Source organism: Xanthomonas hyacinthi (assembly GCF_009769165.1).
In the GTDB taxonomy this organism is placed as follows: Bacteria; Pseudomonadota; Gammaproteobacteria; order Xanthomonadales; family Xanthomonadaceae; genus Xanthomonas_A; species Xanthomonas_A hyacinthi.
In genome coordinates this window covers 4,374,682-4,399,629 of record NZ_CP043476.1, presented here as the reverse complement: position 1 = coordinate 4,399,629, position 24,948 = coordinate 4,374,682, and the positions used below count along the sequence as shown (strand labels likewise).

General features: G+C 67.9%; 27 protein-coding genes. 24 read left to right on the top strand and 3 right to left on the bottom strand.

Annotated elements, in window-relative coordinates:
• Positions 1 to 114: 114 nt before the first annotated feature.
• From FZ025_RS19340 to flgA, 3 genes are all read right to left on the bottom strand, one after another.
• Complete coding sequence (locus tag FZ025_RS19340; RefSeq protein WP_046979869.1) at positions 115 to 459, bottom strand: flagella protein; 345 nt, start codon at positions 457 to 459, stop codon at positions 115 to 117.
• Positions 456 to 773: a flagellar biosynthesis anti-sigma factor FlgM gene (flgM, locus tag FZ025_RS19335; RefSeq protein ID WP_046979870.1), complete on the bottom strand. Its 318-nt coding sequence runs from the start codon at positions 771 to 773 to the stop codon at positions 456 to 458. Before flgM ends, FZ025_RS19340 begins: the two co-directional genes overlap by 4 nt.
• Positions 774 to 839: 66 nt before the next feature.
• Positions 840 to 1,484 carry a flagellar basal body P-ring formation chaperone FlgA gene (flgA, locus tag FZ025_RS19330; RefSeq protein WP_046979871.1) on the bottom strand — a complete coding sequence of 215 codons (645 nt, stop codon included), beginning with the start codon at positions 1,482 to 1,484 and terminating at the stop codon, positions 840 to 842.
• A 115-nt stretch (positions 1,485 to 1,599) separates the two neighbouring features.
• On the opposite strand from flgA, the gene FZ025_RS19325 reads away from it, so the two are divergent.
• The 24 genes from FZ025_RS19325 to FZ025_RS19210 all read left to right on the top strand — a co-directional run bounded on the left by FZ025_RS19325 (position 1,600) and on the right by FZ025_RS19210 (position 24,947).
• Positions 1,600 to 2,544 (top strand): chemotaxis protein, encoded by a 945-nt coding sequence (locus tag FZ025_RS19325; RefSeq protein ID WP_046979883.1) that lies wholly within the window; start codon positions 1,600 to 1,602, stop codon positions 2,542 to 2,544.
• Between the two features lie 152 nt (positions 2,545 to 2,696).
• Entirely contained in the window at positions 2,697 to 3,098 is a 402-nt protein-coding gene (gene flgB / locus FZ025_RS19320) for a flagellar basal body rod protein FlgB (RefSeq protein ID WP_046979872.1), read from the top strand.
• Between the two features lie 2 nt (positions 3,099 to 3,100).
• Complete coding sequence (flgC, locus tag FZ025_RS19315; RefSeq protein WP_046979873.1) at positions 3,101 to 3,508, top strand: flagellar basal body rod protein FlgC; 408 nt, start codon at positions 3,101 to 3,103, stop codon at positions 3,506 to 3,508.
• Between the two features lie 38 nt (positions 3,509 to 3,546).
• Positions 3,547 to 4,221 (top strand): flagellar hook capping FlgD N-terminal domain-containing protein, encoded by a 675-nt coding sequence (locus FZ025_RS19310; protein ID WP_046979874.1) that lies wholly within the window; start codon positions 3,547 to 3,549, stop codon positions 4,219 to 4,221.
• A gap of 25 nt (positions 4,222 to 4,246) precedes the next feature.
• Positions 4,247 to 5,470, top strand: coding sequence for a flagellar hook protein FlgE (flgE, locus tag FZ025_RS19305; protein WP_046979875.1), 1,224 nt, complete (start codon positions 4,247 to 4,249; stop codon positions 5,468 to 5,470).
• A 106-nt stretch (positions 5,471 to 5,576) separates the two neighbouring features.
• Complete coding sequence (locus FZ025_RS19300) at positions 5,577 to 6,332, top strand: flagellar basal body rod protein FlgF (protein WP_046979876.1); 756 nt, start codon at positions 5,577 to 5,579, stop codon at positions 6,330 to 6,332.
• Between the two features lie 117 nt (positions 6,333 to 6,449).
• Complete coding sequence (flgG, locus tag FZ025_RS19295) at positions 6,450 to 7,235, top strand: flagellar basal-body rod protein FlgG (protein ID WP_046979877.1); 786 nt, start codon at positions 6,450 to 6,452, stop codon at positions 7,233 to 7,235.
• Between the two features lie 26 nt (positions 7,236 to 7,261).
• Positions 7,262 to 7,963, top strand: a complete 702-nt coding sequence (flgH, locus tag FZ025_RS19290) for a flagellar basal body L-ring protein FlgH (RefSeq protein WP_046979878.1) — start codon at positions 7,262 to 7,264, stop codon at positions 7,961 to 7,963.
• Between the two features lie 8 nt (positions 7,964 to 7,971).
• Positions 7,972 to 9,090 (top strand): flagellar basal body P-ring protein FlgI, encoded by a 1,119-nt coding sequence (locus FZ025_RS19285; RefSeq protein WP_046979879.1) that lies wholly within the window; start codon positions 7,972 to 7,974, stop codon positions 9,088 to 9,090.
• A gap of 1 nt (position 9,091) precedes the next feature.
• Positions 9,092 to 10,312, top strand: a complete 1,221-nt coding sequence (flgJ, locus tag FZ025_RS19280; protein WP_046979880.1) for a flagellar assembly peptidoglycan hydrolase FlgJ — start codon at positions 9,092 to 9,094, stop codon at positions 10,310 to 10,312.
• Between the two features lie 11 nt (positions 10,313 to 10,323).
• Positions 10,324 to 12,198 (top strand): flagellar hook-associated protein FlgK, encoded by a 1,875-nt coding sequence (gene flgK / locus FZ025_RS19275; RefSeq protein WP_046979881.1) that lies wholly within the window; start codon positions 10,324 to 10,326, stop codon positions 12,196 to 12,198.
• Entirely contained in the window at positions 12,195 to 13,403 is a 1,209-nt protein-coding gene (gene flgL / locus FZ025_RS19270) for a flagellar hook-associated protein FlgL (RefSeq protein ID WP_104558568.1), read from the top strand. Before flgK ends, flgL begins: the two co-directional genes overlap by 4 nt.
• 333 nt (positions 13,404 to 13,736) lie before the next feature.
• Positions 13,737 to 14,921 (top strand): flagellin, encoded by a 1,185-nt coding sequence (locus tag FZ025_RS19265; protein ID WP_046981771.1) that lies wholly within the window; start codon positions 13,737 to 13,739, stop codon positions 14,919 to 14,921.
• A gap of 200 nt (positions 14,922 to 15,121) precedes the next feature.
• Positions 15,122 to 16,453 (top strand): flagellar filament capping protein FliD, encoded by a 1,332-nt coding sequence (gene fliD / locus FZ025_RS19260; RefSeq protein ID WP_046981772.1) that lies wholly within the window; start codon positions 15,122 to 15,124, stop codon positions 16,451 to 16,453.
• Between the two features lie 169 nt (positions 16,454 to 16,622).
• Positions 16,623 to 17,042, top strand: coding sequence for a flagellar export chaperone FliS (gene fliS, locus FZ025_RS19255; protein WP_046981773.1), 420 nt, complete (start codon positions 16,623 to 16,625; stop codon positions 17,040 to 17,042).
• Positions 17,039 to 17,341, top strand: coding sequence for a hypothetical protein (locus FZ025_RS19250; RefSeq protein ID WP_046981774.1), 303 nt, complete (start codon positions 17,039 to 17,041; stop codon positions 17,339 to 17,341). The genes fliS and FZ025_RS19250 overlap by 4 nt, the downstream gene beginning before the upstream one ends.
• Positions 17,338 to 17,916: a PilZ domain-containing protein gene (locus FZ025_RS19245; RefSeq protein WP_046981775.1), complete on the top strand. Its 579-nt coding sequence runs from the start codon at positions 17,338 to 17,340 to the stop codon at positions 17,914 to 17,916. Before FZ025_RS19250 ends, FZ025_RS19245 begins: the two co-directional genes overlap by 4 nt.
• 93 nt (positions 17,917 to 18,009) lie before the next feature.
• Positions 18,010 to 18,642 (top strand): response regulator, encoded by a 633-nt coding sequence (locus tag FZ025_RS19240; RefSeq protein WP_046981776.1) that lies wholly within the window; start codon positions 18,010 to 18,012, stop codon positions 18,640 to 18,642.
• A gap of 272 nt (positions 18,643 to 18,914) precedes the next feature.
• Entirely contained in the window at positions 18,915 to 20,312 is a 1,398-nt protein-coding gene (gene rpoN / locus FZ025_RS19235; RefSeq protein WP_046981777.1) for an RNA polymerase factor sigma-54, read from the top strand.
• 13 nt (positions 20,313 to 20,325) lie between these two features.
• Positions 20,326 to 20,709: a response regulator gene (locus FZ025_RS19230; RefSeq protein ID WP_010341669.1), complete on the top strand. Its 384-nt coding sequence runs from the start codon at positions 20,326 to 20,328 to the stop codon at positions 20,707 to 20,709.
• On the top strand, positions 20,706 to 22,196 hold the full coding sequence (locus FZ025_RS19225) for a sigma-54 dependent transcriptional regulator (RefSeq protein WP_046981778.1): 1,491 nt from the start codon (positions 20,706 to 20,708) through the stop codon (positions 22,194 to 22,196). Before FZ025_RS19230 ends, FZ025_RS19225 begins: the two co-directional genes overlap by 4 nt.
• A gap of 306 nt (positions 22,197 to 22,502) precedes the next feature.
• Positions 22,503 to 23,684 carry a DegT/DnrJ/EryC1/StrS family aminotransferase gene (locus FZ025_RS19220; RefSeq protein WP_046981779.1) on the top strand — a complete coding sequence of 394 codons (1,182 nt, stop codon included), beginning with the start codon at positions 22,503 to 22,505 and terminating at the stop codon, positions 23,682 to 23,684.
• Positions 23,681 to 23,905, top strand: coding sequence for an acyl carrier protein (locus FZ025_RS19215; RefSeq protein ID WP_046981780.1), 225 nt, complete (start codon positions 23,681 to 23,683; stop codon positions 23,903 to 23,905). The genes FZ025_RS19220 and FZ025_RS19215 overlap by 4 nt, the downstream gene beginning before the upstream one ends.
• 1 nt (position 23,906) lies before the next feature.
• On the top strand, positions 23,907 to 24,947 hold the full coding sequence (locus FZ025_RS19210) for a ketoacyl-ACP synthase III (protein WP_046981781.1): 1,041 nt from the start codon (positions 23,907 to 23,909) through the stop codon (positions 24,945 to 24,947).
• The last annotated feature ends 1 nt before the right edge of the window (position 24,948 follow it).

Sequence of the window (24,948 nt, the reverse complement as noted above, 5' to 3'; positions counted from 1 at the left end):
GGTAACGGGCGGACGCTCAATATACGCCGATGCCATCGCCAGGTGCGTGGACACCGGCACCTGGGGCCGCCACGCGGCGTCGGAACCTGTGGACGCCATCGGCGTCCACAGGTCTCAGGCGATCGCCAGCGGGCGGCTCATGCGCAAGGTGCTGGACTGGCCGTTGGCATCGTAGGACGCCGCGCTTTCGCTGCGGCCAAGATGCCGCAGCGCCCAATTCACTTCGCGCCGCCGCCGCGACAGCAGCGCGCCGTTGGCACGGTTGGCATCGGCCAGTTCGCGCAGCCGCGATTCGGCCTCGGCCCCGGCCGGCACGTCGGCCTCCAGCGCATGCAGCGCGGCCAGCTTGTCGCTGGTCGCCCGCATCAGCCCTTCCACGTTGTGATCCAACAATGCCTGCCGTTCGCCGGCGAGGGCGTCGCTGAGCTGCTGCAAGGGATTGGTCGCGGAGGTGTTCATGCGCTGAGCTGCTGATCCATATCGAGCATGCGGCTGGCAACGACGTCCGGATTGATCGTGTAGCTGCCGCTCTGCAGCGAGCCGCGCACCGACTCGACCCGCTTGCTGTCCACCGCCGGCGCGGCCGACAGTTGGCGCTGCAGGGTCTGCAGGCCGGACGCTTCGCCGGTCAGGCGCAGGCTGTCGGTAGCGGCCGTGGCGTCCACCGCACGGGTCTGTCCATCCTCGGACGCGCCGGAGGCGGCCTTGGTGCTGACGGCCGTGGTACGGAGCGTGGCCTGGCTCGGCAAGCTCCCTTCGATTTTCTGGCTCATGACGGAAATCCTGTTACGGGTTCGGTGTAGGTAACGGCGTTGGCCCGGGGAACTTTAGGCCGGATCTCAACGCGTCACAAAAACGTCGCCATTTTGTGACACGGTCCCCTGAACGACGCGGCGAGACGACAGGTTTTCGACGCTCACCCGCTCGTTCTCGCCACCATCGCTCAGTGCGCGCCCAGCCATGCGCACTTCCAGCGCGCCGTTGCGCGCCACCAGCGCCACATTGTCGCCGCGTCGCACCAGCCGCTGCGCGACCAGATCACTGGCCGACAACAGCGTGCCTGCCGGCAGCGTGCGCCGCACCACCCGGCCGATCGCTGTGGCCGGATCGGTCATTGCCGCACCGACGATCCGCGCCGCGTCGCGCTTCTCGATCACCATATCGGCGGCGTCCACGGTTTCTCCAGCGGCCAGGCCGCGGCCCAGCACCAGCACATTCTGTAGACGCCGCACCTTGACCGGTACGAACAGGCGCCAGCCGGCCTCGCGCGGGCAGCTCACCTCCACCGTGGTGGTGCCGGTGGGTTGCGCCTGCAGCGGCGCCGGGCACAGCGGCACGCGCACCGACGGGTCCAGCGTCGCCTCGGCGTCGGCGTCGGCACCGAGGGTGGACAACGCCGCGGCGCGGATCGAGTCCACCGATTGGAATTCCGCGGCCCAGGCCGGCGTCGCCGCCAGCAGGACCACTAACAGGATCAGGCGCATGGCCGTCTCTCTATGGAGGTGTCGGCAGTGCCATGCAAAGCCTGTGCCGCGATTCGCGCGCCGGTTCCGCCAGCGCGGCCTCAAGTTCCGCCGCGAAGGCGCCGATATGAATCCCATGTCTCATGACCTGCTCAATCGAATCGACCAGCGCACCCGCTTGGCGGGCCACAACCGGCTTGCCCTGCTGCTGTTCCGGCTGGGCGGCCGTCAGCTTTTTGGCGTGAACGTCTTCAAGGTGCAGGAAGTGCTGCGCCGTCCTGGGCTGTTCCAGGTGCCGGGGCTGCCATTGCAATTCTCCGGCGTCGCCGATGTCCGCGGCCGTTCGGTGCCGGTGCTCGATCTGGGCCTGGCGATCGGCCATCCGGAGCGCGAGACGCAGGCCGACAAGGCGCCCGGCTACCTGGTGGTCACCGAGTTCAACCGCTCGGTGCAGGGCTTCCTGGTCAGCGGCGTGGAGCGCATCGTCAACATCGCGGTGGAAGACATCCACCCGCCGCCGGAACTGGGCGCCGAATCCAGCTACCTGACCGCGGTGACCCGCTTCCAGGGCGAACTGATCCAGGTCATCGACGTGGAAAGCGTGCTCGCCGACATCGCCCAGACCCGCACCGAGGCGCTGATCGACCCGTCGCTGGCGCTCACCGGCTCGCAGCTGCAGGTGCTGGTGGTGGACGACTCGCGCGTGGCGCGGCAGCAGATCCGCAGCGTGCTCGACCAGCTCGGGGTCGGCGCCACCCTGCTGTCCGACGGCCGCCAGGCCCTGGACCATCTCTTGCAGATCCACGCCGGCGGCGAGAATCCGGCCGACCGCTACGCGATGGTGATCTCCGACATCGAGATGCCGGCGATGGACGGCTATACGCTGACGACGGAAATCCGGCGCCATCCCGGCCTGGCCGGCCTGTACGTGCTGCTGCACACCTCGCTGTCGGGCGTGTTCAACAACGCCATGGTCGAACGCGTCGGCGCCAACGCCTTCGTCGCCAAGTACAGCCCGCACGAGCTGGCCGACTATGTGCTGGCGCGGCTGCGGGTGGTCGCCGCGGCCCAGGCCGCCTAGCGTTCCGCGGCGTCCCGGGGTGCCGCCGGGCGCCCAGCAGTACGCCTTTGGCCGCACTGGCGAAGGCCGTCCCTCCACGCCGCGCGGCGCGCACACCCCGGTTTTGGCACAGGCCTTGCCTGTCTCCCTGCAACGAACCGCGGGAGCGCGCCATGCCCAATCTGATTTCATCCTATCTCGGTGTCCACGGCGACGCCCTGCCGCTGCGCGAGCAACGGATGAAGCTGATCGCCAGCAACCTCAGCAATGTCGACACGCCCGGCTACAAGGCGCAGGACCTGGATTTCGACGCGGCGATGCGCGCCGCGCAGGGCCAGCGCGACGGCAGCCAGATGCAGGTCACCGACAGCCGCCACATCGCGGTCGGCGGCAGCAGCGGACTGAATCCGTTCCAGGTCACCCGCGAGGCCAGCCAGCCCAGCCTCGACGGCAACACCGTCGATGCGGACACCGAACGCGCCGCCTACGGCCGCGCCGCGCTGGAGTACCGCGCCTCGCTGAGCTTCGTTGAATCCAAGGTGCGCAGCATGCTCACCGCGATCACAGGCCAATAAGCATGAGCAATCTGCCGATCTTCGATGTCGCCGGTTCCGCGCTGCAGGCGCAGTCGGTGCGCCTGAGCACCATCGCCAGCAACCTGGCCAACGCCGATTCGGTGGCCGGGTCGGCCGCCGCGGCCTACAAGCCGATCGAGCCGATCTTCCAGGCGGTGCGCAACCCGCACGACAGCAGCCTGACCGCGGTCAACGTCAAGGAAATCACCCAGAGCAAGGATCCACCGATCAAGCGCTACGAGCCCGGCCATCCGCTCGCCGATAGCGACGGCTACATCTACTCGCCGGATGTGGACCCGGTGTCGCAGATGGTCAACCTGATCTCCGCCTCGCGCAATTACCAGGCAGGCGTGGAAGTCCTCAACACCGCCAAGGAACTGGCGTTGGCCACCTTGTCCATGGGCCGCTAAGCCCTCCCTCCCGCCGCCTTACAGCCTAGGACGTACTGATGAGCACCGTTTCCAGCGACATCTATTCCAGCCTCGGATTGACCGCCTCCAGCGCCGGCACGACCACCACCAACACGTCGTCGTCGCTGAGCCAGGCCGATTTCCTGAAGCTGATGACCGAGCAGCTGCAGCACCAGGACCCGCTCAAACCGATGGACAACAGCCAGATGGTCTCGCAGATGGCGCAGCTGTCCACCGTGGAGGGCATCGGCGACCTCAACAAGACCGTGACCGCGCTGTCCGATTCGATGAGTACCGACCAGATCCTGCGCGGCGCCCAGCTGATCGGGCACCAGGTGCTGGTGCCGTCGGCGACGCTGCCGCTGGGCAGCGAAGGCGGCGCCAGCGGCGTGGTCGCCGCGCCCGGCGCGGGCATCGTCAACCTCACCGTCAGCGACGCCAACGGCAACGCGGTCAAGCAGATCAGCGTCAGCGCCAGCAAGGCCGGCGAAGTCAATTTCAACTGGGACGGCACCAACAGCGCCGGTATCCGCATGGCGGCCGGCACCTACAGCATCACCGCCACGCAGACCGACAGCAACGGCACCAACAGCACCCTGTCCACCTACGTCCAGGCGCCGGTCGAGAGCGCCACCATCGGCTCGGACGGCATCTACCTCGACCTGACCGGGCTGGGCACCGCCCCGCTCGCCAACGTGCTCCGCGTCAGCTGAGCCGGCCAATCCACAGGAGTCCATCATGGGTTTCAATACTTCGCTGTCCGGTATCAAAGCGGCCAACTCCGACCTCAACGTCACCGCCAACAACATCGCCAACGTCAACACCACCGGTTTCAAGGAGTCGCGCGCCGAATTCGCCGACCTGTTCTCGGCCACCGGCTACGGCCTGGCGCGCAATGCGGTCGGCGCCGGCGTACGGGTCAGCAACGTCGCCCAGCAGTTCTCGCAGGGCAACGTCGATCCGACCGGACGCAACCTGGACCTGGCGATCTCCGGCGACGGCTTCTTCACCCTGACCAACAACGGCGCCAAGGTCTACTCGCGCGCCGGCAACTTCCAGACCGATGCCAACGGCTATGTGGTCAATCCGCAAGGCGCCAAGCTGCAGGTGTTCCCGCCGGCGGCCAACGGCAACGGCTTCGCGGTCGGCACCCTGACCGACCTGCAGCTGCTGACCACCGACAGCTCGCCCAAGCAGAGCGAAACGGTGAACCTGATGTTCACCCTGCCCGGCAATGCCGGCACGCCGACCGTGGCCACCTTCGATCCGGCCGACGCCAACAGCTACAACCATTCCACCGGCGGCATCACCGTCTACGATTCGCTGGGCGTCAGCCACACCCAGACCTCGTATTTCGTCAAGACCGGCAACGCCAACGAATGGCAGGCGCACAACTACGTCGACGGCACCGCGGTCGGCACCCCGAGCACCCTGCAGTTCGACGGCAACGGCGCGCTGACCAGTCCCGCCGACGGCAAGATCGCACTGAGCACGTTCACCCCCAGCACCGGCGCCGGCACCCTCAATCTGACCCTGGACGTGAGCGGTTCGACCCAGTACGGCGAGGCGTTCGCGCTGCGCGACGCGCGCCAGGACGGCTACGCCAGCGGCAAGCTCAACTCGATCAGCATCGACGCCAACGGCGTGGTCTACGCGCGCTATTCCAACAACGCCGACAAGGCGCTGGGCCAGGTGGCGATGACCAACTTCGTCAACCCGCAGGGGCTGAGCTCGCTCGGCGACAACGTGTGGGCGGAAAGCTCGGCCTCGGGCAATGCGCGCACCGGTGCGCCGTCGACCTCGGACTTCGGCAGCGTTCAGTCCGGCGCGCTCGAAGCCTCGACCGTCGACCTCACCGAACAGCTGGTCAACATGATCGTCGCGCAGCGCAACTTCCAGGCCAACTCGCAGATGATCTCGACCCAGGATCAGATCACCCAGACCATCATCAATATCCGTTGAGGCCCGCCGGGAATCGGGAACGGGGAATCGGGAATCGTAAACGCGGTTCCCGGCGCCGAATTTCCGCTTTCCTCCATTCCCGATTCTCCATTCCCGGTTCCCGTCCATGGACAAAGCACTCTACGTCGCCATGACCGGCGCCCGCGCTTCGCTGCAGGCGCAGGGCACGGTCTCGCACAACCTGGCCAACGTCGATACCGCCGGTTTCAAGGCGGCGCTGGCCAATACCGAGGCATTTCGCATCCAGGGTGCCGGCTATCCGTCGCGGATCGATGCGCTGCACATCGACCAGGGCTTCAACCGCGACGTCGGCGCGCAGCAGGTCACCGGCAATGCGCTGGACGTCTCGCTCAGCGCCGACAATTGGCTGGCAGTGCAGGCCAGCGACGGCAAGGAGGCGTACACGCGCGGCGGCGAACTGGCGTTGACCCCGAACGGCCAGCTGGTCACCTCCAGCGGCCGCGCGGTGCTCGACGACCAGGGCAATCCGATGGCGATCCCGCCGCACCAGGCACTGGAGATCGGCGGCGACGGCTCGGTGTCGATCGTGCCGCTGGGCGAAGGCGCGCAGGCGATGACCGTGGTCGGCAAGATGAAGGTGGTGCAGGCCCCGGCCGAGCGCCTGGAACGCCGCCCCGACGGGCTGATGCGCAACATCAGCGACGATCCGACCCAGGCCTTCGCCCTGGCCACCGGCAGCGCGGTCCACACCGGCGCGCTGGAGGGCAGCAACGTCGATGCCGCCGGCGCGCTGGTGCAGATGATCCAGCTGCAGCGCCAGTTCGAGATGCAGGTGAAGGTGATCAAGCACGGCGACGAGAACGCGCAGTCGGCCAACACCCTGCTGCGCCTGAACGGCTAAGTCCGCCGCGGGCACCGCGCCGCTGCCGACGAAAAGCCGGCGCATTTGTGGCACGGCACATGCATCAGTCTCCCTGCCCCTCGCGGATCTCGGGGCCACCATCAGAGGAATCGGGTCATGAATCAGGCTTTGTGGGTCGCCAAGACCGGACTGGATGCGCAGCAGACGCGCATGTCGGTCGTGTCCAACAACCTGGCCAATACCAATACCACCGGCTTCAAGCGCGACCGCGCCAGCTTCGAAGATCTGCTGTACCAGCAGGTGCGCCAGCCTGGCGGCGCGACCTCGGCGCAGACGCAGTTGCCGTCCGGCCTGCAGCTGGGCACCGGCGTGCGCGTGGTGTCCACCTCGAAGGACTTCGAGCAGGGCAATCCGCAGCAGACCGGGCGCGCGCTGGACGTGATGGTCAACGGCCGCGGCTTCTTCGAAGTGCAGATGCCCGACGGCACCTCGGCCTACACCCGCGATGGCAGCTTCCAGATCAATTCGCAGGGCGAACTGGTCACCAACAGCGGCTATGCGGTGCAGCCCGGCATCCAGATCCCGGAAGGCGCGCAGTCGCTGACCATCGGCACCGATGGCACGGTCAGCGTGCAGGTCGCCGGCACCGCGGCTGCGCTGGAGATCGGTTCGTTGACGCTGAGCGATTTCATCAATCCCTCGGGCCTGCAGGGCAAGGGCGAGAACCTGTACGCGGAAACCGCCGCCTCCGGCCCGGCGCAGAACGGCACCCCCGGCCTCAATGGCCTCGGTACCACCGTGCAGGCCTCGCTGGAAGGCAGCAACGTCAACGTGGTCGAAGAGCTGGTCAGCATGATCGAGACCCAGCGCGCCTACGAGATGAACGCCAAGGCGATCTCCACCACCGATTCGATGCTCGGCTATCTGAACAACAACGTCTGATCCCGACACTTCTTCTGGAAACCGCCATGTCGCGTCTGTCCTCCTTCTCTCTCACCGCTGCGCTGGTCCTGCCCGTGCTGCTCGGCGGCTGCGCCGGCCTGGGCATCGCCGCCGGCGACGTGCGCCCGTATGCGCCGCTGGCGCCGATCGTGCCGGTGGTGGCGCAGGCGGCGGCGCCCGGCGCCGGCGCGATCTATGCCGCAGGCCCGAGCCTGTCGCTGTATTCGGACCGGCGCGCGCGCGAGGTCGGCGACCTGCTGACCATCACCCTGGTCGAAAGCACCACCGCCAGCTCCACCGCCAACACCAGCATCACCAAGAAGGACGCGGTGACGATGGCCACGCCGACCCTGCTCGGCGCGCCGCTGACCGTCAACGGCGTCAACGTGCTCGAAAATAGCACCAGCGGCGACCGCAGCTTCGCCGGCAAGGGCAACACCGCGCAGAGCAACACCATGCAGGGCAGCATCACCGTGACCGTGATGCAGCGCCTGCCCAACGGCAACCTGGTGATCCAGGGGCAGAAGAACCTGCGCCTGAACCAGGGCGACGAGCTGGTGCAGGTGCAAGGCATCGTGCGCGCCGCCGACATCGCGACGGACAACACCATTTCTTCCAGCAAGGTCGCCGACGCGCGCATCGCCTACGGCGGCCGCGGCGCCGTCGCCCAATCCAACGCGATGGGCTGGCTGAGCCGCTTCTTCAACTCGCGCATCTCGCCGTACTGAGGCCCGCCATGAACCTTCCGTCCCTGCCCTTCCGCCTGCTCGCCGCGTTCGCGCTGTGCGCCGGCCTGGTCGCCCCGGCCGCCGCCGAACGCATCAAGGACCTGGCCCAGGTCGGCGGCGTGCGCGGCAACGCGCTGGTCGGCTACGGCCTGGTGGTCGGCCTGGACGGCAGCGGCGACCGCACCAGCCAGGCGCCTTTCACCGTGCAGAGCCTGAAGAACATGCTCGGCGAGCTGGGCGTCAACGTCCCGTCGAACGTCAACCCGCAGCTGAAGAACGTGGCCGCGGTGGCGATCCATGCCGAACTGCCGCCGTTCGCCAAGCCCGGCCAGCCGATCGACATCACCGTGTCCTCGATCGGCAACGCCGTGTCGCTGCGCGGCGGCTCGCTGCTGATGGCGCCGCTGAAGGGCGCCGACGGCCAGATCTACGCGATCGCCCAGGGCAGCCTGATCGTCGGCGGCTTCGGCGCGCAGGGCAAGGATGGCTCGCGGATCTCGGTGAACGTGCCCAGCGTCGGCCGTATCCCCAACGGCGCCACGGTGGAGCGTGCGCTACCGGACGTGTTCGGCAGTAGCGGCGAGATCACCCTGAACCTGCACCAGAACGATTTCACCACGGTGTCGCGGATGGTCGCGGCGCTGGAAAACACCTTCGGTCCCGGCAGTGCGCACGCCGTCGACGGCGGCACCGTGGCGGTGCGCTCGCCCACCGATCCGGGCGCGCGCATCGGCCTGCTGGCGCGGATCGAGAACGTGGAACTGTCGCCGGGTGCGGCGCCGGCCAAGGTGGTGGTCAACGCCCGCACCGGCACCGTGGTGATCGGCGCGCAGGTGCGGGTCAGCCCGGCGGCGATCTCGCACGGCTCGCTGACCGTCACCATCAGCGAAGGCACCCAGGTCAGCCAGCCCAACGCGCTGAGCAACGGCCAGACCGTGGCCGCGCCGAAATCGACCATCACCGCCACCAACGAAGGCAGCCGCATGTTCAAGTTCGAGGGCGGCACCTCGCTGGACCAGATCGTGCGCGCGGTCAACGAAGTCGGCGCCGCGCCGGGCGATTTGATCGCGATCCTGGAAGCACTGAAGCAGGCCGGCGCGCTGAGCGCGGAGCTGGAGGTGATCTGACATGCGCATCTCGGCCTCTGCCATCGAGCTGAACGCGACCACCCAGAACGATCCGGCCCGGATCGACAAGGTGTCGCGCCAGCTGGAAGGACAGTTCGCGAACCTGCTGGTGAAGAGCATGCGCGACGCCAGCTTCGGCGATTCCCTGTTCCCGGGCGAGAACCAGACCTTCCGCGACATGTACGACCAGCAGATGGCCAAGGCGCTGACCGAGGGCAAGGGGCTGGGCCTGGCGGCGATGATCGCCAAGCAGCTGGGCGGCGGCAAGAGCGCCGACGCGCCGCCAACCAATACCGCGATCGGCGCGGCGCAGGCGGCCAAGGCGTACTCGCTGGTGTCCGGCCAGAGCGGCGCCGCCGGCAGCAGCGCCGGCGCCTCCGCCCCGGCCGATGCCGGCGCCGCGGCCGGCACCGGCGCCGCTGCCTGGAGCGGCCTGGACGCAGCGGATGCGCCGCAGCAGCAGGTCGCGCGCGTGCTCGACCTGATTGCCGGCCGCGAAACCAGCGCGATGCACGAGGCGATCGGCAGCAATCCTGCCGACGGCAGCGCCACGCTGGCCTGGACCGGCGCCGACGACCGCTGGTCGGATCTGGCGGCGACGGCGGCCAACGACGGCGCCGGCATCGATGCCAGCGCCACCGCCGCCGCCAACGCCGCCGCGGCCAGCCTCGGCGAACGCACCCCGGAAGGCTTCGTCGCGCAGATCTGGACCCACGCGCAGAAAGCGGCCAGGGAACTGGGCGTGGATGCGCGGGCGCTGGTCGCGCAGGCCGCGCTGGAGACCGGCTGGGGACGCCGCGGCATTTCCCGCGGCGACGGCGCCAGTTCCAACAACCTGTTCGGGATCAAGGCCACCGGCTGGAGCGGCGAGCGCGTCAGCACCGGCACCCACGAGTATGTCGATGGGGTCAAGCAATCGCAGACCGCCGATTTCCGCGCCTACGCCTCGCCGGCCGAGAGCTTCGCCGACTACGTGCGCCTATTGAAGACCAATCCGCGCTACCAGCAGGCGCTGAATGCCGGTACCGACATCCGCGGGTTCGCCCAGGGCCTGCAGCGCGCCGGCTATGCCACCGATCCGTCCTACGCCGCCAAGATCGCCGCGATCGCCGGCGGGCCGACCATCGGCCGTGCCGTCGCCGCGATCGGCAACGCCGCCGCCAGCGGCATCGAGCGCGCGTTCGCCAGCACCTCCGATCCATCCAACAGCGCCCTGCGCTGAGGTAGCCGCCCATGTCCGTCCTTTCCACCGGCACCAGCGCCCTCATCGCCTTCCAGCGCGCCCTGGCGACGGTGAGCCACAACGTCGCCAACATCAATACCGACGGCTACAGCCGGCAGCGCGTGTCGTTCGCGACCACCACGCCGACCCAGTACGGCTCGGACTACATCGGCAATGGCACCGAGATCACCGACATCTCCCGCGTCGCCGACCAGTTGGCGACCTCGCGGCTGCTGGACAGCACCGGCGAACTGGCACGGCTCAAGCAGCTGTCGAGCCTGTCCGACCGCGTCGACGGGCTGTTCTCCGACACCGCCACCAACATCTCCGGGCAGTGGTCGAACTTCTTCGACGCCACCACCGGGCTGTCGTCCAACGCCTCGGCCACCGCCACCCGGCAGAGCGTGCTGGACAACGGCAACGCGCTGGTGACCCGCTTCAAGCAGCTCAACGGGCAGATGGATTCGCTCGGCAACGAAGTCAACAACGGCCTGCTCTCGGCCACCACGGAAGCCAACCGCCTGGCCGGCGAGATCGCCAAGATCAACGGCCAGATCGGCGGCGACGCCAGCGCGGCCGCGCCGGACCTGCTCGACCGGCGCGATGCGCTGATCACCCAGCTGGTGGGCTACACCGGCGGCAGCGCGGTGCAGCAGGACGGCGGCGCGATCAACGTCTACACCGCCGGCGGCCAGGCGCTGGTGGTCGGCACCACCGCCTCCACCCTGACCACGGTCACCGATCCCTACCAGCCCGGGCGCCTGCAGGTCGCGCTGAAGGCGCAAGGCACCACCATCACCCTGGGCAGCAGCGCGCTGGGCGGGCAGATCGGCGGCCTGCTCGAGTTCCGCAGCAGCGTGCTGGACCCGACCAAGGCCGAACTGGGCCGCATCGCCACCGGCCTGGCGGTCACCTACAACCAGCAGCACAAGGCCGGCGTGGACCTGTACGGCAACCTCGGCGGCGACTTCTTCTCGCTGTCCGCGCCCAACGTCAACGCCAACGCCGCCAACACCGGCAGCGCCAGCTTCACTGCCAGCGTCAGCGACCTGAGCAAGCTCGACGGGCAGAACCTGCTGCTGAAGTTCGACGGCAGCAGCTGGACCGCCAGCCGCGCCGACACCGGCGCCAGCGTGGCCATGACCGGTACCGGCAGCAGCACCGATCCGTTCGTGGTCAACGGGGTGACCCTGCAGCTGTCCGGCAGCGCCGCCGCCGGCGACAAGTTCCTGCTGCAGCCCACCGCCAACGCGGTCACCAACCTGGCGGTGGCGATCACCGACCCCTCGCGCATCGCCGCGGCCACGCCGATCACCGCCAGCGCCGACCTGGACAACCTGGGCACCGGCAAGGTCAGCAACGTGCGCGCCACCGACGCCGGCAACGCCAATTTGCTGACGCCCGCCAGCATCGCCTTCATCGACGCCAACCAGTACACCATCGACGGCGCCGGCCCGTTCACCTACACCGCAGGGCAGACCATCAGCGCCAACGGCTGGAGCATGACCCTGGACGGCGCGCCGGTCGCCGGCGACACCTTCGCGGTCAAACCCACCGGCGCCGGCTCCAGCAACAACGGCAACGCCCTGACCCTGTCCAACCTGGACGACGGCAAGGCGTTCAACGGCGGCACCATCACCCTCAATGGCGCGGTGTCCGGACTTACCACCTCGATCGGCTCGGCGGCGCGACAGGCGACCTACTCGGCCGACGCGCAGGACGTGATCCACACCAGCGCGCAGGACGCGCGCGATTCGGTTTCCGGGGTCAACCTCGATGAAGAGGCCTCGGACATGCTGCGCCTGCAGCAGGCCTACCAGGCCGCCTCGCAGTTGATCTCCACCGCCGACACGATGTTCCAGTCCATTCTGAGTGCGATCCGATGAGCAGCAACCGCATCTCCACCGGCATGATGTTCAGCCAGTCGGTCAACAACATGCTGGGCAAGCAGGCCAAGATCTCGCACCTGGAGCAGCAGCTGGCGACCGGCCAGCGCCTGGTCACCGCCGCCGACGATCCGGTCGCCTCCGGCACCGCGGTCAACCTGGACCGCGCGGTGGCCGAACTGGAGCGTTTCGGCCAGAACGCCAACAACGTGCAGAACCGCCTGGGCCTGCAGGAGAACGCGCTGTCGCAGGCCGGTGACCTGATGGCGCGGGTCAACGAATTGACCGTGGAAGCGAACAGTTCGGCGTTGACCACCGACGACCGCAAGGCGATCGCCTCCGAACTCAAGTCGCTGCACGCCAGCCTGCTCAGCCTGTCCAACAGCACCGACGGCAGCGGCCGCTACCTGTTCGCCGGCGCCGCCGACGACTCCGCGCCGTTCGCGGTGGTCGACGGCAGCGTGGTCTACAGCGGCGACCAGACCCAGCGCAGCGTGGAGGTGGCGGCCGATACGCAGGTCGCCGACGCCCTGCCCGGCAGCGAGATCTTCATGCGCATCCGCACCGGCGACGGCAGCGTCGATGCGCACGCGGCCGGCACCAATACCGGCACCGGACTGCTGCTGGACTTCAGCCGCGATGCCAGTTCCGCAGCCTGGAACGGCGGCAGCTACAGCGTCGCCTTCACCGCTACCGACACCTATGAAGTGCGCGACGGCACCGGCACCGTGGTCAAGACCGGCACCTACACCGCCGGCGAGGACATCAGCTTCGACGGACTGAAGATGCGCCTGGATGGCGCGCCGGCGGCCGGCGACAGCTTCCAGATCGGCGCCTCGACCAACAAGGACGTGTTCTCCAGCATCACCGACCTGGTCAACGCGCTGAGTACCGACCCGCTCACCGCCTCCGACAAGGCCGCGCTGCAGAACACCCTGCAGTCCTCGATGCGCGACGTCAGCCAGGCCTCGGCGAAGATGATCGATGCGCGTGCGGCCGGCGGCGCGCAGTTGGCCGCGCTCGACAACGCCGCCGAGCTGCGCGAATCCAACGAAGTGACGCTGAAGACCACCCTGTCCTCGCTGCGCGACCTGGACTACGCCGATGCGATCGGCCAGTACCAGCTGGAACAGGCCGCGCTCAAGTCGGCGCAAACCATCTTCACCCAGATGCAGTCGATGTCGCTGTTCAACATGATCCGCTGAATCCCGAGTCCACTCTATAAGCGAAGGCCCGGAGCGCGGCGACGCCTGCGGGCCTTTGCCGTTATACAGCGTTCGTCATCGCCACCGGCGCTTGGGAGGTTCCTGCCGGGGGCGCTCAAGTTTGGCAAAGCGCGGCCGAAACAAACTCTTCGCCGCGAGTGCCACAGGCTCACGGTTCGCCGCATCGCGATATTTTCCGCAGCGAATCGCTAAAGGTTATTGACATCTCGCCGTTATTTATCTCAGCAGCGGCAACGGCCAATTGATGGCCCCCCTGCGGAGGCTCCAGGCACCGATGGGTTGCCGGATAAATCGCTTAGAGGAGATATCAAAATGGCACAGGTAATCAACACCAACGTAATGTCGCTGAACGCTCAGCGCAACCTCAACAGCACCAGCGCGAGCATGGCCACGACGATTCAACGTCTGTCCTCGGGCCTGCGCATCAACAGCGCGAAGGACGACGCCGCCGGTCTGGCGATCTCCGAGCGCTTCACCACCCAGATCCGCGGCCTGGACGTCGCCTCGCGCAACGCCAACGACGGCATCTCGCTGGCGCAGACCGCGGAAGGCTCGATGGTCGAAATCGGCAACAACCTGCAGCGTATCCGCGAGCTGTCGGTGCAGTCGGCCAACGCCACCAACTCCGCCACCGACCGCGAGGCGCTGAACTCGGAAGTCAAGCAGCTGACCGCCGAAATCGACCGCGTCGCCAACCAGACCAGCTTCAACGGCACCAAGCTGCTGGACGGCTCGTTCTCCGGCGCGCTGTTCCAGGTCGGCGCCGATGCCGGCCAGACCATCGGCATCAACAGCATCGTCGACGCCAACGTCGATTCGCTGGGCAAGGCCGGTTTCGCCGCCACCCAGACCGGTTCGGCCGCCCTGGCGTCCGGCACCGCGACCGCCAGCGGCAGCTTCTCCGGCATGTCGGTCAACGGCGTCAGCATCGCCTCGGTCGCGGTCGCGGTCGGCGACGTCGACGCGGACGTCTCCAAGAAGATCGCCGCCGCGATCAACGACAAGCTGGACCAGACCGGCGTCTACGCCTCGATCGACAGCACCACCGGCGCGCTGAAGCTGGAATCGCTGAAGGCCGGCAAGGACTTCTCCTTCACCGCAGGCTCGGCCACCGGCGCCACCGGCATCACCTTCAGCAACGCCGGCATCGCCACCTCGGCCACCGCCGTCGCCGGCACCACCAGCACGCTGCAGGACCTGGACATCTCCACCTTCTCCGGTGCGCAGAAGGCGCTGGAAATCGTCGACAAGGCGCTGACCGCGGTCAACTCCTCGCGCGCCGACATGGGTGCGGTGCAGAACCGCTTCACCTCCACCATCGCCAACCTGAGCTCCACCTCGGAGAACCTGTCGGCCTCGCGCAGCCGCATCCGCGACACCGACTACGCCAAGGAAACCGCCGAGCTGACCCGCACGCAGATCCTGCAGCAGGCTGGTACCGCGATGCTGGCACAGGCCAAGTCGGTCCCGCAGAACGTGCTGAGCCTGCTGCAGTAACGGCCAGCTCGCCACCGGCGCGATCCGAAGCCCCTCCGCAAGGAGGGGCTTTTTTGCGTCTGGCCGCCCGCAGGCACGGGATTTGCATCGCCGTCGGGGCATTGCCGACATGCGCACGCCCTCAAGAACCGGCGTGCCTCGCCGATACCCCTATCAACCGCTGGCCGTCTCCGTGCCCGCTCTCGTAAGGAACCCTCCCCATGGCTACTTCATCGCTGTCTGCCGTCGGCTCAGGTCTGGACGTCGCCTCACTTGTCAAACAGTTGGTCGCCGCAGAACGCGCGCCGCAGGAAAACCGGATCAATGCCGACGGCACCGCATCCAGCGCCAAACTTTCGGCGCTGAGCACGATCAAGGGCGCGCTGTCCAATCTGCAGACGGCGATGAACGCGATCGCCGGCAGCGCCGACAAGAGCGCGGTCAAGGCCACCGTCGCCGACGGCGCCGGCTACACCGCCAGCGTCACCGAGAGCGCCACCGCCGGCAACTACAGCGTGGAGGTGGTGAAACTGGCCGAACGGCAGAAGCTGACCTCGGCCGCCTATGCCGACGATGCGGTGGTCGGCGACGGCACCTTGAGCATCGGCTATGGCGACAAGACGCTCAACGTCACCGTGGCCGAAGGCAGCAAGCTCAGCGACGTCGCCGCGGCGATCAACAAGGCCGCCAATGGCAGCGGCGTGACCGCCAGCGTGGTCAGCGCCGACGACGGCGATCACCTGGTGCTCAATGCAGTGGATTCCGGCACCAAGGGCGCGCTGACCATCACCAGTTCCGGCGGCAACGGCGGACTCGACGCGTTGACCTACAGCAGCGGCAGCAGCGGCGGCCTGACCCAGACCGTGGCCGCGGCCGACGCGATCGTGCGCGTGGACGGTTTCGAGCGGACTTCCAGCAGCAATGCGATCGCCGACCTCGTCCCCGGCGTCACCTTGAACCTGACCAAGGCCGCGGAAGGCACCAAGTACAGCCTGACCATCGCCAACGACAGCACCGGCCTGAAGGCGAACCTCACCGCGTTCGTGACCGCCTACAACACCGCCAACACCTTGCTGAAATCCTCCAGCGCCTACGACGCCACCAACAAGAAGGCCTCGGCGCTGACCGGCGACTCGATGGTGCGCGGGCTGCAGCAATCGCTGCGCAAGCAGGTCAGCGACAACGTCAGCGAACTCAAGGCGCTGGGCGTGACCATCGACAAGGACGGGGTGATGAGCTTCGACGGCGCCAAGTTCGACAGCGCCCTGGCCAGCGATCCGGCCTCGGCCAAGGCGATGTTCGGCACCGACGGCAGCTTCACCGCGGGCATGAGCACGTTGCTGGACAGCAACCTGGACACCACCGACGGCACCATCACCCAGCGCACCGCCTCGCTCAACAAGCACATCACCGACCTCACCGACCAGCTCAGCGACCTGGACAAGCGGATGGAGACGCTGACCACCCAATACACCGCCAGGTTCACTGCGATGGACACGATCGTCGCGAAGATGCAGTCGATCAGCGAAAGCCTCACCAAGCAGTTCTCGTAGCGGCGACGGCATCGGCGCGAAAGACGCTGCCGGCGCTCAAGTCCAGGCGGGCAGCGGCCGCTATCTTTAGCATCGACAGTCATTCCGGACTGGCAGCACGTCACCTCGCCACGGCGCCTTCGCCGTCCGGCACGGCAGCGCGGCACCAGGCCACCCGAGGGAGTTTTCCATGCACGGTTCCAGTCGCCAATACGCCGAGCAATATCGCAAGATGAGCGTGTCCACCAGCATCACCGATGCCGACCCGCACAAGCTGGTGGCCCTGCTGTTCGCCGGCGCCTGCCAGCGCATCCGCCAGGCCCAGGCCTGCCTGGCGCAGGGCGACCAGGCGCGCAAGGGCAAGGCGATCGGCGAGGCCTGCGCCATCGTCGGCCACCTCAACGGCTCGCTGGACCACGAGGCCGGCGGCGAAATCGCCAACAACCTCTCGGCACTGTACGACTACGTGATGCACCGGCTCACCGAAGCCAACCTGCACAACGACGACAGCGCACTGGTCGAATCGCTGGAACTGCTCAGCGAGATCGATGCGGCGTGGAACGCCATTCCTGCCCAGCAGCGCGAACTCGCCGCGGCCGCCGCCCTATGATCGCCGTCAGCATCGAATCGCTGCACGCCGAACTGCAGCAGCTGCAGCAGGTGCTGCACGGCGACGACCACGCGCTGGCCGAGCGCATGGTCGCCGAGCACGACCAGCATCTGCGCGAATACCTGCAGCAGGCCGGCACCGACGTCTCGCGCGAGGGCATCGGTTCGCTGCTGAAGCTGCAGCAAGCGGTGATCGCGCAGATGCTCAAGGCGCGCGACGAAGCCGGCGACTGGCTGCGCGCCAACCGCCTGTCCAACAATGCCGCGCGCGCCTATTCGCAGGCCGGATCGCTGAGATGAACAGCGCCTCCGACGGCGTCGTGCACCATCCTGCCGAAGCCGAGCTGTTCCACGACACCCTCAGCTGCGAACTGGCGCTGCCGGCCGACTTCAGGCTCGGCAACAGCATCGGCCGCTTCGGCGCCGGCGAAGCCCTGTTGCGCGGCCTGGCCCAGGTCGAGGACCTGCGCAGCGAGGACGGCAGCGAGGAGCGCAGCGAGCAGCCGCTGCAGCTGCAGCGCATGGACGCCAAGCTCGACCTGATGCTGGTACTGCTCGGGCGCCTGGCCCGGCAGCACGAGGAGGCCTTGCCGCTGCGTCCACTGCGCTGGTCGCGTCGCGGCCTAAGACTGGAGTTGGGATCACGCTCGGGCGCGGTCCCGGGCGCGGCCGGCCTGTTGCGCCTGCAGCCCTCCGACTGGCTGCCGGACCACCTCGAACTGCCGGTGCAGGTCGTGGCCGAAGCCGCCGCCGGCAGCGGTTTCTATCTTTGGCTACGATTCGAGACACAGCCGCCAGGCCTGGAAGAAGCCCTGGAACGGCACCTGTTTCGCCTGCACCGGCGGCAGATCGCCGATAGCCGGCGCGCGCGCTGAGCCGGCGTCGGCCGCGCCCCGAGCCGACTCAAGGTTGGCGGCGGCGGCGCGCTCGGCTAAGGTGCGGGACTGGAGCAAAGAGATCTTCCCACTGTGCGAGTCATCATCGTCGACGATCACACCCTGGTCCGTGCCGGCCTGAGCCGGCTGTTGCAGACGTTCGCGGACATCGACGTGGTCGCCGAGGCGAGCAACGCGCAGCAGGCAGTGGACCTGGCCAGCCTGCACCGCCCCGACCTGGTGCTGATGGACCTGTCGCTGCCCGGGCGCAGCGGCCTGGACGCGCTGACCGACGTGCTGCAGACCTCGCCCAAGACCCGCGTGGTGATGATGTCCATGCACGACGATCCGGTGCACGTGCGCGATGCGCTGGACCGCGGCGCCACCGGCTTCGTGGTCAAGGACGCGGCGCCGCTGGAGCTGGAGCTGGCGCTGCGCGCGGCCAGCATCAACCAGATGTTCCTGAGTCCGCAGATCTCCTCCAAGATGATTGCGCCGATGCTCGGCCGCGAACGCCCGGTCGGCATCGCCGCGCTGTCGCCGCGGCAGCGCGAGATCCTGCGCCAGATCGGCCGCGGCCAGAGCAACAAGGAAATCGCCTCGGACCTGGGGATCAGCGTCAAGACCGTGGAGACCCACCGCGCACGGATGATGGAATCGCTGGGCTGCCGCCGCGCCAACGATCTGGTCCTGCTGGCCGCGCGCCACCAGAACGAACTGACCTGAGCGCGGGCGGGAACGGGTTCCCGTCGCCCCGCATTGGCATGCGGCTTGCCTTAACCGGTCAGCTGCCGCCGTGAAACCGGCGAAGCCCGCCAGCATTGGCTCTGCCGCGCCGATCGACCGGCGCACCCTACATCAACGTAGGGATTTTCCCTACATACCGTCGGGAATTTGACTACAGCGCTCAGGAACGTCCTGATTCTGTTACCGTCAGGTGGCAAGCACTATGCATTCCACGGGCGCCGGAGGCTTGGCGCCAAACCGAGGAAGTTCGCATGAAGCCGACCGTCTCCGCCCAGCTAGGCCAGCAACTCCACCTGACTCCGCAACTGCTGCAGTCGATCCGGCTACTGCAACTGGACGGGCTGCAACTGGAACTGGAAATCCGGCGCGCGCTGGAAACCAACCCGCTACTGGAACTGGAAGAGCCGGAAGGCGTGCTCGAGCCGGTGGTCGACCACGACAACGCGCTGGAAACCGCCGCGTTCGACGAACTGCCCGAATCCTCGATGTGGGACATCCCCGCCGCCGGCTGGAGCGAGGGCGAAGACGACCGCATGCAGCGCATCGCCGCCGGCGAGTCCACCGATCCGCAACTGCGCGTGCTGCAGCGCCTGGCGCTGGAACTGGACGAATCGGAACTGGAAGTGGCCGCGTTCTGGCTGGAGCACAGCGACGATGCCGGCTATCTCGACGGCGCGCTGGACACGCTGACCCTGCTCGCCTGCGCACGTTTCGACCGCACCGCGGCGCAGGTGGAAGCGGTGCGCCAGCGGCTGCTGCGCGGCGATCCCGCCGGCCTGGCCGCATGCGATCTGCGCGAATGCCTGAGCGTGCAGCTGGCCGCCCTGCCCGGCCGCGTCGCCGGCCGCCATCTGGCCGCGCGCCTCCTCGCCGGCGACCTGAACCTGCTCGCCAGCCACGATTACCCGCTGCTGGCGCGCCAGCTCGATGCCGAGGCCGACGACGTGCGCGAGGCGGTGCGGCTGATCCTGTCGCTGCAGCCGCGTCCCGGCGACAGCCTGCTGCCGGAGAACCTGGGCCACGTGATTCCCGACGTGGTCGCCTGGCACAGCGACGGCACCTGGCGGGTGGCGCTGAACCCGGCCACCACCCACCGCGTCACCGTCAATCCGATGCACGAGCGCGCCCTGGCCGAGGCCGGCGAGGCGGCGGCGCCGCTGCGCGAAATGCTGCAGGAGGCGCGCTGGCTGACCCGCGGCCTGTCGATGCGCTACGAGACCCTGCTGCGCACCACCCGCGCCATCGTCGAGCGCCAGGCCGCGTTCCTGGTCAAGGGCGAGGAAGCGATGGCACCGCTGACCCTGAAGGACGTGGCCGACGCGATCGGCATGCACGAATCCACCGTGTCGCGCATCACCACCGGCAAATACCTGCAGACGCCGCGTGGTACCTTCGAACTGAAGCATTTCTTCGCCGTGCGCCTGGAAGGCGCCGCGGTCTCGGGCCAGGCGGTGCGCGCAATGGTGCGGCGCCTGATCGAATCCGAGCCCGCGGGGCGACCGCTGGCCGACGAGGCGATCGCCGGGCTGCTGTCGCGACAGGGCGTGAACGTGGCCAGGCGCACCGTGGCCAAGTACCGTGAACAACTGGATATCGCTCCCGCTCGCGAACGCCGTCGCGCCAGGCCGCTGCTGGCCCGCGCGGGCTAAGGAAACAAGGCATATGAACAAACTGTCCGTGCTTCTGGTCGACGACCACGAAGGTTTCATCAACGCCGCGATGCGCCACTTCCGCAAGCTCGACTGGATGGAAGTGATCGGCAGCGCCGCCAACGGCCTGGAGGCGATCGAGCGCTCCGAATCGCTGCGCCCGCAGGTGGTGCTGATGGACCTGGCCATGCCGGAGATGGGCGGGCTGCAGGCCACTCGCCTGATCAAGACCCAGGACCAGGCCCCGTACATCGTGATCGCCAGCCATTTCGACGATGCCGAGCACCGCGAGCACGCCATGCGCGCCGGCGCCGACAACTTCGTCAGCAAGCTGTCCTACATCCAGGAAGTGATGCCGATCCTGGAGGGCTTACGCACAGAGGGAGTACCGGCATGAGCGAATCGCGGATCCTGGTGATCGACGACGACGCGGTACGCGCCGAACGCACGGTGAGCCTGCTCGAATTCATGGACCTCAACCCGCGCTGGGTGACCGAGGTGGCCGACGTCAATCCCGGCCGCCACCGGCAGAGCGAGTGGATGGCGATCCTGGTCGGCGGGCTCGACGACCAGGCCCAGGCCGACGCGTTCTTCGGCTGGGTCGCGCGCAGTCCGCTGCCACCGCCGGTGCTGCTGCTCAACGGCGAGGCGCAGGCGTTCGCGCAGCGCCACGGCCTGCACGAGGCCAATGTGTGGCAACTGGAAGCACCGCTGCGCCACGCGCAGCTGGAGACCCTGCTGCGCCGCGCCAGCCTCAAGCGCCTGGATGCCGAGCACCAGGCCGGCGCGGTGCAGGACAGCGGCCCGACCGGCAACAGTGCCGCGGTGGTGCGGCTGCGGCGGCTGATCGACCAGGTCGCCGCCTTCGATACCACCGTGCTGGTGCTGGGCGAGTCCGGCACCGGCAAGGAAGTGGTCGCCCGCGCGATCCACCAGCAATCGCCGCGCCGCGATGGCCCGTTCGTGGCGATCAATTGCGGTGCGATCCCGCCGGATCTGCTGGAAAGCGAACTGTTCGGCCATGAGAAAGGCTCTTTCACCGGCGCGCTGTCCGCGCGCAAGGGCCGCTTCGAGATGGCCGAGGGCGGCACCCTGCTGCTCGACGAGATCGGCGACATGAGCCTGCCGATGCAGGTCAAGCTGCTGCGCGTGCTGCAGGAGCGCAGCTTCGAGCGGGTCGGCGGCAACGTCACCATCCGCTGCAACGTGCGCGTGATCGCCGCCACCCACCGCAATCTGGAAGAGCGCATCGCCGGCAACCAGTTCCGCGAGGACCTGTTCTACCGGCTCAACGTGTTTCCGATCGAGATGCCGGCGCTGCGCGAGCGCAGCGACGACCTGCCGGCGCTGGTCAACACCATCGCCGCGCAGCTGGCGCGCACCGGGCGCGGCGAAGTGCGCTTCTCTGAAGAGGCGCTGCAGGCGCTGCGCGGCTACGACTGGCCGGGCAACGTGCGCGAGCTGACCAACCTGGTCGAACGCCTGGCGGTGCTGCATCCCAGCGGCCTGGTGCGGGTGCAGGACCTGCCGGCGCGCTACCGCGGCGACTTCGCCTCCTCGATCGACGTGTCGGCGCCGCCGGCGCCGATCGCCGCGCCGGATCCGCGCCGGGTGCCCAACGTGGTCGACCTGCACGTCGGCCCCAAGGCGTTCTCCGATCCGCTCGAAGCGGCAGCGCAGAGCGCATCGACGCTGCCGGAAAGCGGCCTGGACCTGCGCGGGCACATGGCCAACATCGAACTGGCGCTGATCAACGAAGCGCTGGAGCGCACCCAGGGCGTGGTCGCGCACGCGGCGCAGCTGCTGGGCCTGCGCCGCACCACGCTGGTGGAGAAACTGCGCAAGTACGGCATCGACCGCGACCAGACCGAACTGGCCAGCTGAGACCGCGGCCGCTTCGGCGTCACCGCGTCCTCGCGCGTTTGCTGCGCTACGGAACGACCGCGGTTCGAAACTGAAGTACCCTCACCCCTCGCATCGCATGGCGACCTGGACGCGCGTCCGGCCGGCCGGATGCGGCTGCGTCGCGGACGATGGGGACCGCGGCGCACGCCCCCGCTTCCTCGCAACCAAGCGCAGAAGGAGTGGACACGTCCTGTTGGCATATGGCTTGCTTTCAGAACGATAGAGCCCCCGTCGCAACGATCCGCGCCGTGGATTCTCCACACGCACCCACCGCCGCAGGCCATCATGCCCATCCCCGTCACCAGTCCGCTGCTGCCCCCCCTGGACGAGTTCGTGCCGTACCTGGAGAAGATCTGGAGCAGCCGCATCCTGACCAACGGCGGCGACATGCATCGGGCGCTGGAACAGGCGCTGGCGGAGTACCTGGGCGTCGGCCATCTGGCGCTGTTGACCAACGGCACGCTGGCCCTGCTCACCGCGCTGCAGGCGCTGCGCGTCACCGGCGAGGTGATCACCACGCCCTACTCGTTCGTCGCCACCGCGCACTCGCTGCTGTGGAAAGGGATCAAGCCGGTGTTCGTCGACATCGACCCGGTCACGCTGAACCTGGACCCGCAGAAGATCGAGGCCGCGATCACCCCGCAGACCACCGCGATCATGCCGGTGCACTGCTACGGCACGCCGTGCGACACCGCGGCGATCGAGCGCATCGCCGACACCTACAACCTCAAGGTCATCTACGACGCCGCGCACGCCTTCGGGGTCAAGGACGACGGCGGCTCGATCCTGCGCCACGGCGACCTCAGCGTGCTCAGCTTCCACGCCACCAAGGTGTTCAACACCTTCGAAGGCGGCGCCATCGTCTGCCCCGACGAAAAGACCTACCAGCGCATCAGCCGGCTGAAGAACTTCGGCTTCGTCGACGAGACCACGGTGGTGGCCACCGGCATCAACGGCAAGATGAGCGAAGTGAACGCGGCCTTCGGCCTGCTGCAACTGCAGCACATCGATCGTGCGCTGGCGCAACGCCGCGAGATCGACACCGCCTACCGGCAGCGCCTGGCGCAGGTCGCCGGTGTGCGTTGCCTGGCGCCGCGCTCGCCGGCGCTGTCCAACTACGCCTCGTTCCCGATTCTGATCGAGGACGAGTTCCCGTTGAGCCGCGACGGCCTGCATCAGCTGCTGCGCGAACACGAGATCCTGGTGCGCCGCTACTTCTATCCGCTGATCAGCGATTTCCCGATGTACCGCGGCCTGCCCTCGGCCGCGCCGGCTGGCTTGCCGGTCGCGCGGCAGATGGCCGAACGGGTGCTGTGCCTGCCGATCTATCCTGGCTTGAGCGCCGGCGACGTGGAAACCATCGCCAACCTGATCGTCGGCGCCGGCACGGCCGCGCCTGCCGCCGCAAAAAACGGTCGCCCTGCCGCGACCGTTTCCTCCTCCGCCCACCCTGTGGAACAAGAATGAGCCAAGCAACGTTTATCGAGAATTTCCTGTCGGCGACCGATTTCCAGACTCCGGTCGAGGTGACGACGGACACCGTACTGCGCGAGCTTCCCGAATGGGATTCGCTGGCCGCGCTGGGCGTGATCGTGATGTTCGACATGGAATACGGCAAGACCATCACCGGCGAGCACCTGGCCGCCGCCGTCAGCGTGGGCGACCTCTACCAGCTGACCGAGGCGTAGCATGCCGACCTCCACGCTGCACAACGTGCGTTTTGCCGGCATGGCGACCTGCGTGCCCAAGCGCATCGTCTCCAACCTGACCGATTGCCGGCCGCAGATCCGTTCCGAGCGCGAGCGGCTGGTGCGCAACATCGGCATCGAGACCCGGCGCATGGCGCAGGAGTGGCAGTGCTTTTCCGATTTGGCGTTCGATGCCGCGCAGGGCTTGATCGAACGGCTGCAATGGCAGCGCGAGGAGATCGATGCGCTGATCGTGGTCACCCAGTCGCCGGACTATCCGATCCCGGCGACCGCGATCATCCTGCAGGACCGGCTGGGCCTGTCGCATGCCACCGTCGCCTTCGACGTCAACCTGGGCTGCTCGGCCTATCCGTTCGGCATCAACCTGCTGGGCTCGATGATCGCCGCCGGCGGGGTCAAGAAGGGCCTGCTGCTGGTGGGCGACCGCAGCGCCAACCTGGAGGATCCGATCTTCTCCGATTCCGGCACCGCCACCGCGCTGGAATTCAGCGCCGATGCCGCGCCGATGCACTTCGACCTCAACAGCGACGGCAGCGGTTACAAGGCGATCATCCTGCCGGTGGGCGGCCAGCGCGAGCCGGTCGGCATCCAGCACCTGATGCCGTTCCGCGCCGACGAGAACGATTACTGGCACCGCGGCGTGGACCTGCAGCTGGACGGCGTGGCGGTGCTGAGCTTCTCCACCCAGCGGGTGCCGCCGGCGGTGCAGAAACTGCTCGACTACAGCGGCGTGTCCAAGGACGCGATCGACTACTTCGTGTTCCACCAGGCCAACCGGATGATCAACGAGACCATCCGCAAGAAGCTCGGTCTGCCGGTGGAGAAAGTGCCTTCGACCCTGCGCGATTTCGGCAACACCAGCGGCGCCTCGCTGCCGTTGACCATGACCGCACGCATCAACAAGGAACTGGAATCGGGACGCAAGCGCGTGCTGCTGTGCGGTTTCGGCATCGGCCTGTCGTGGGGCAGCTGCCTGGTGGACATCGAGGGTGCGGTGTTTCCCGACCTGATCGAGTCGTGAC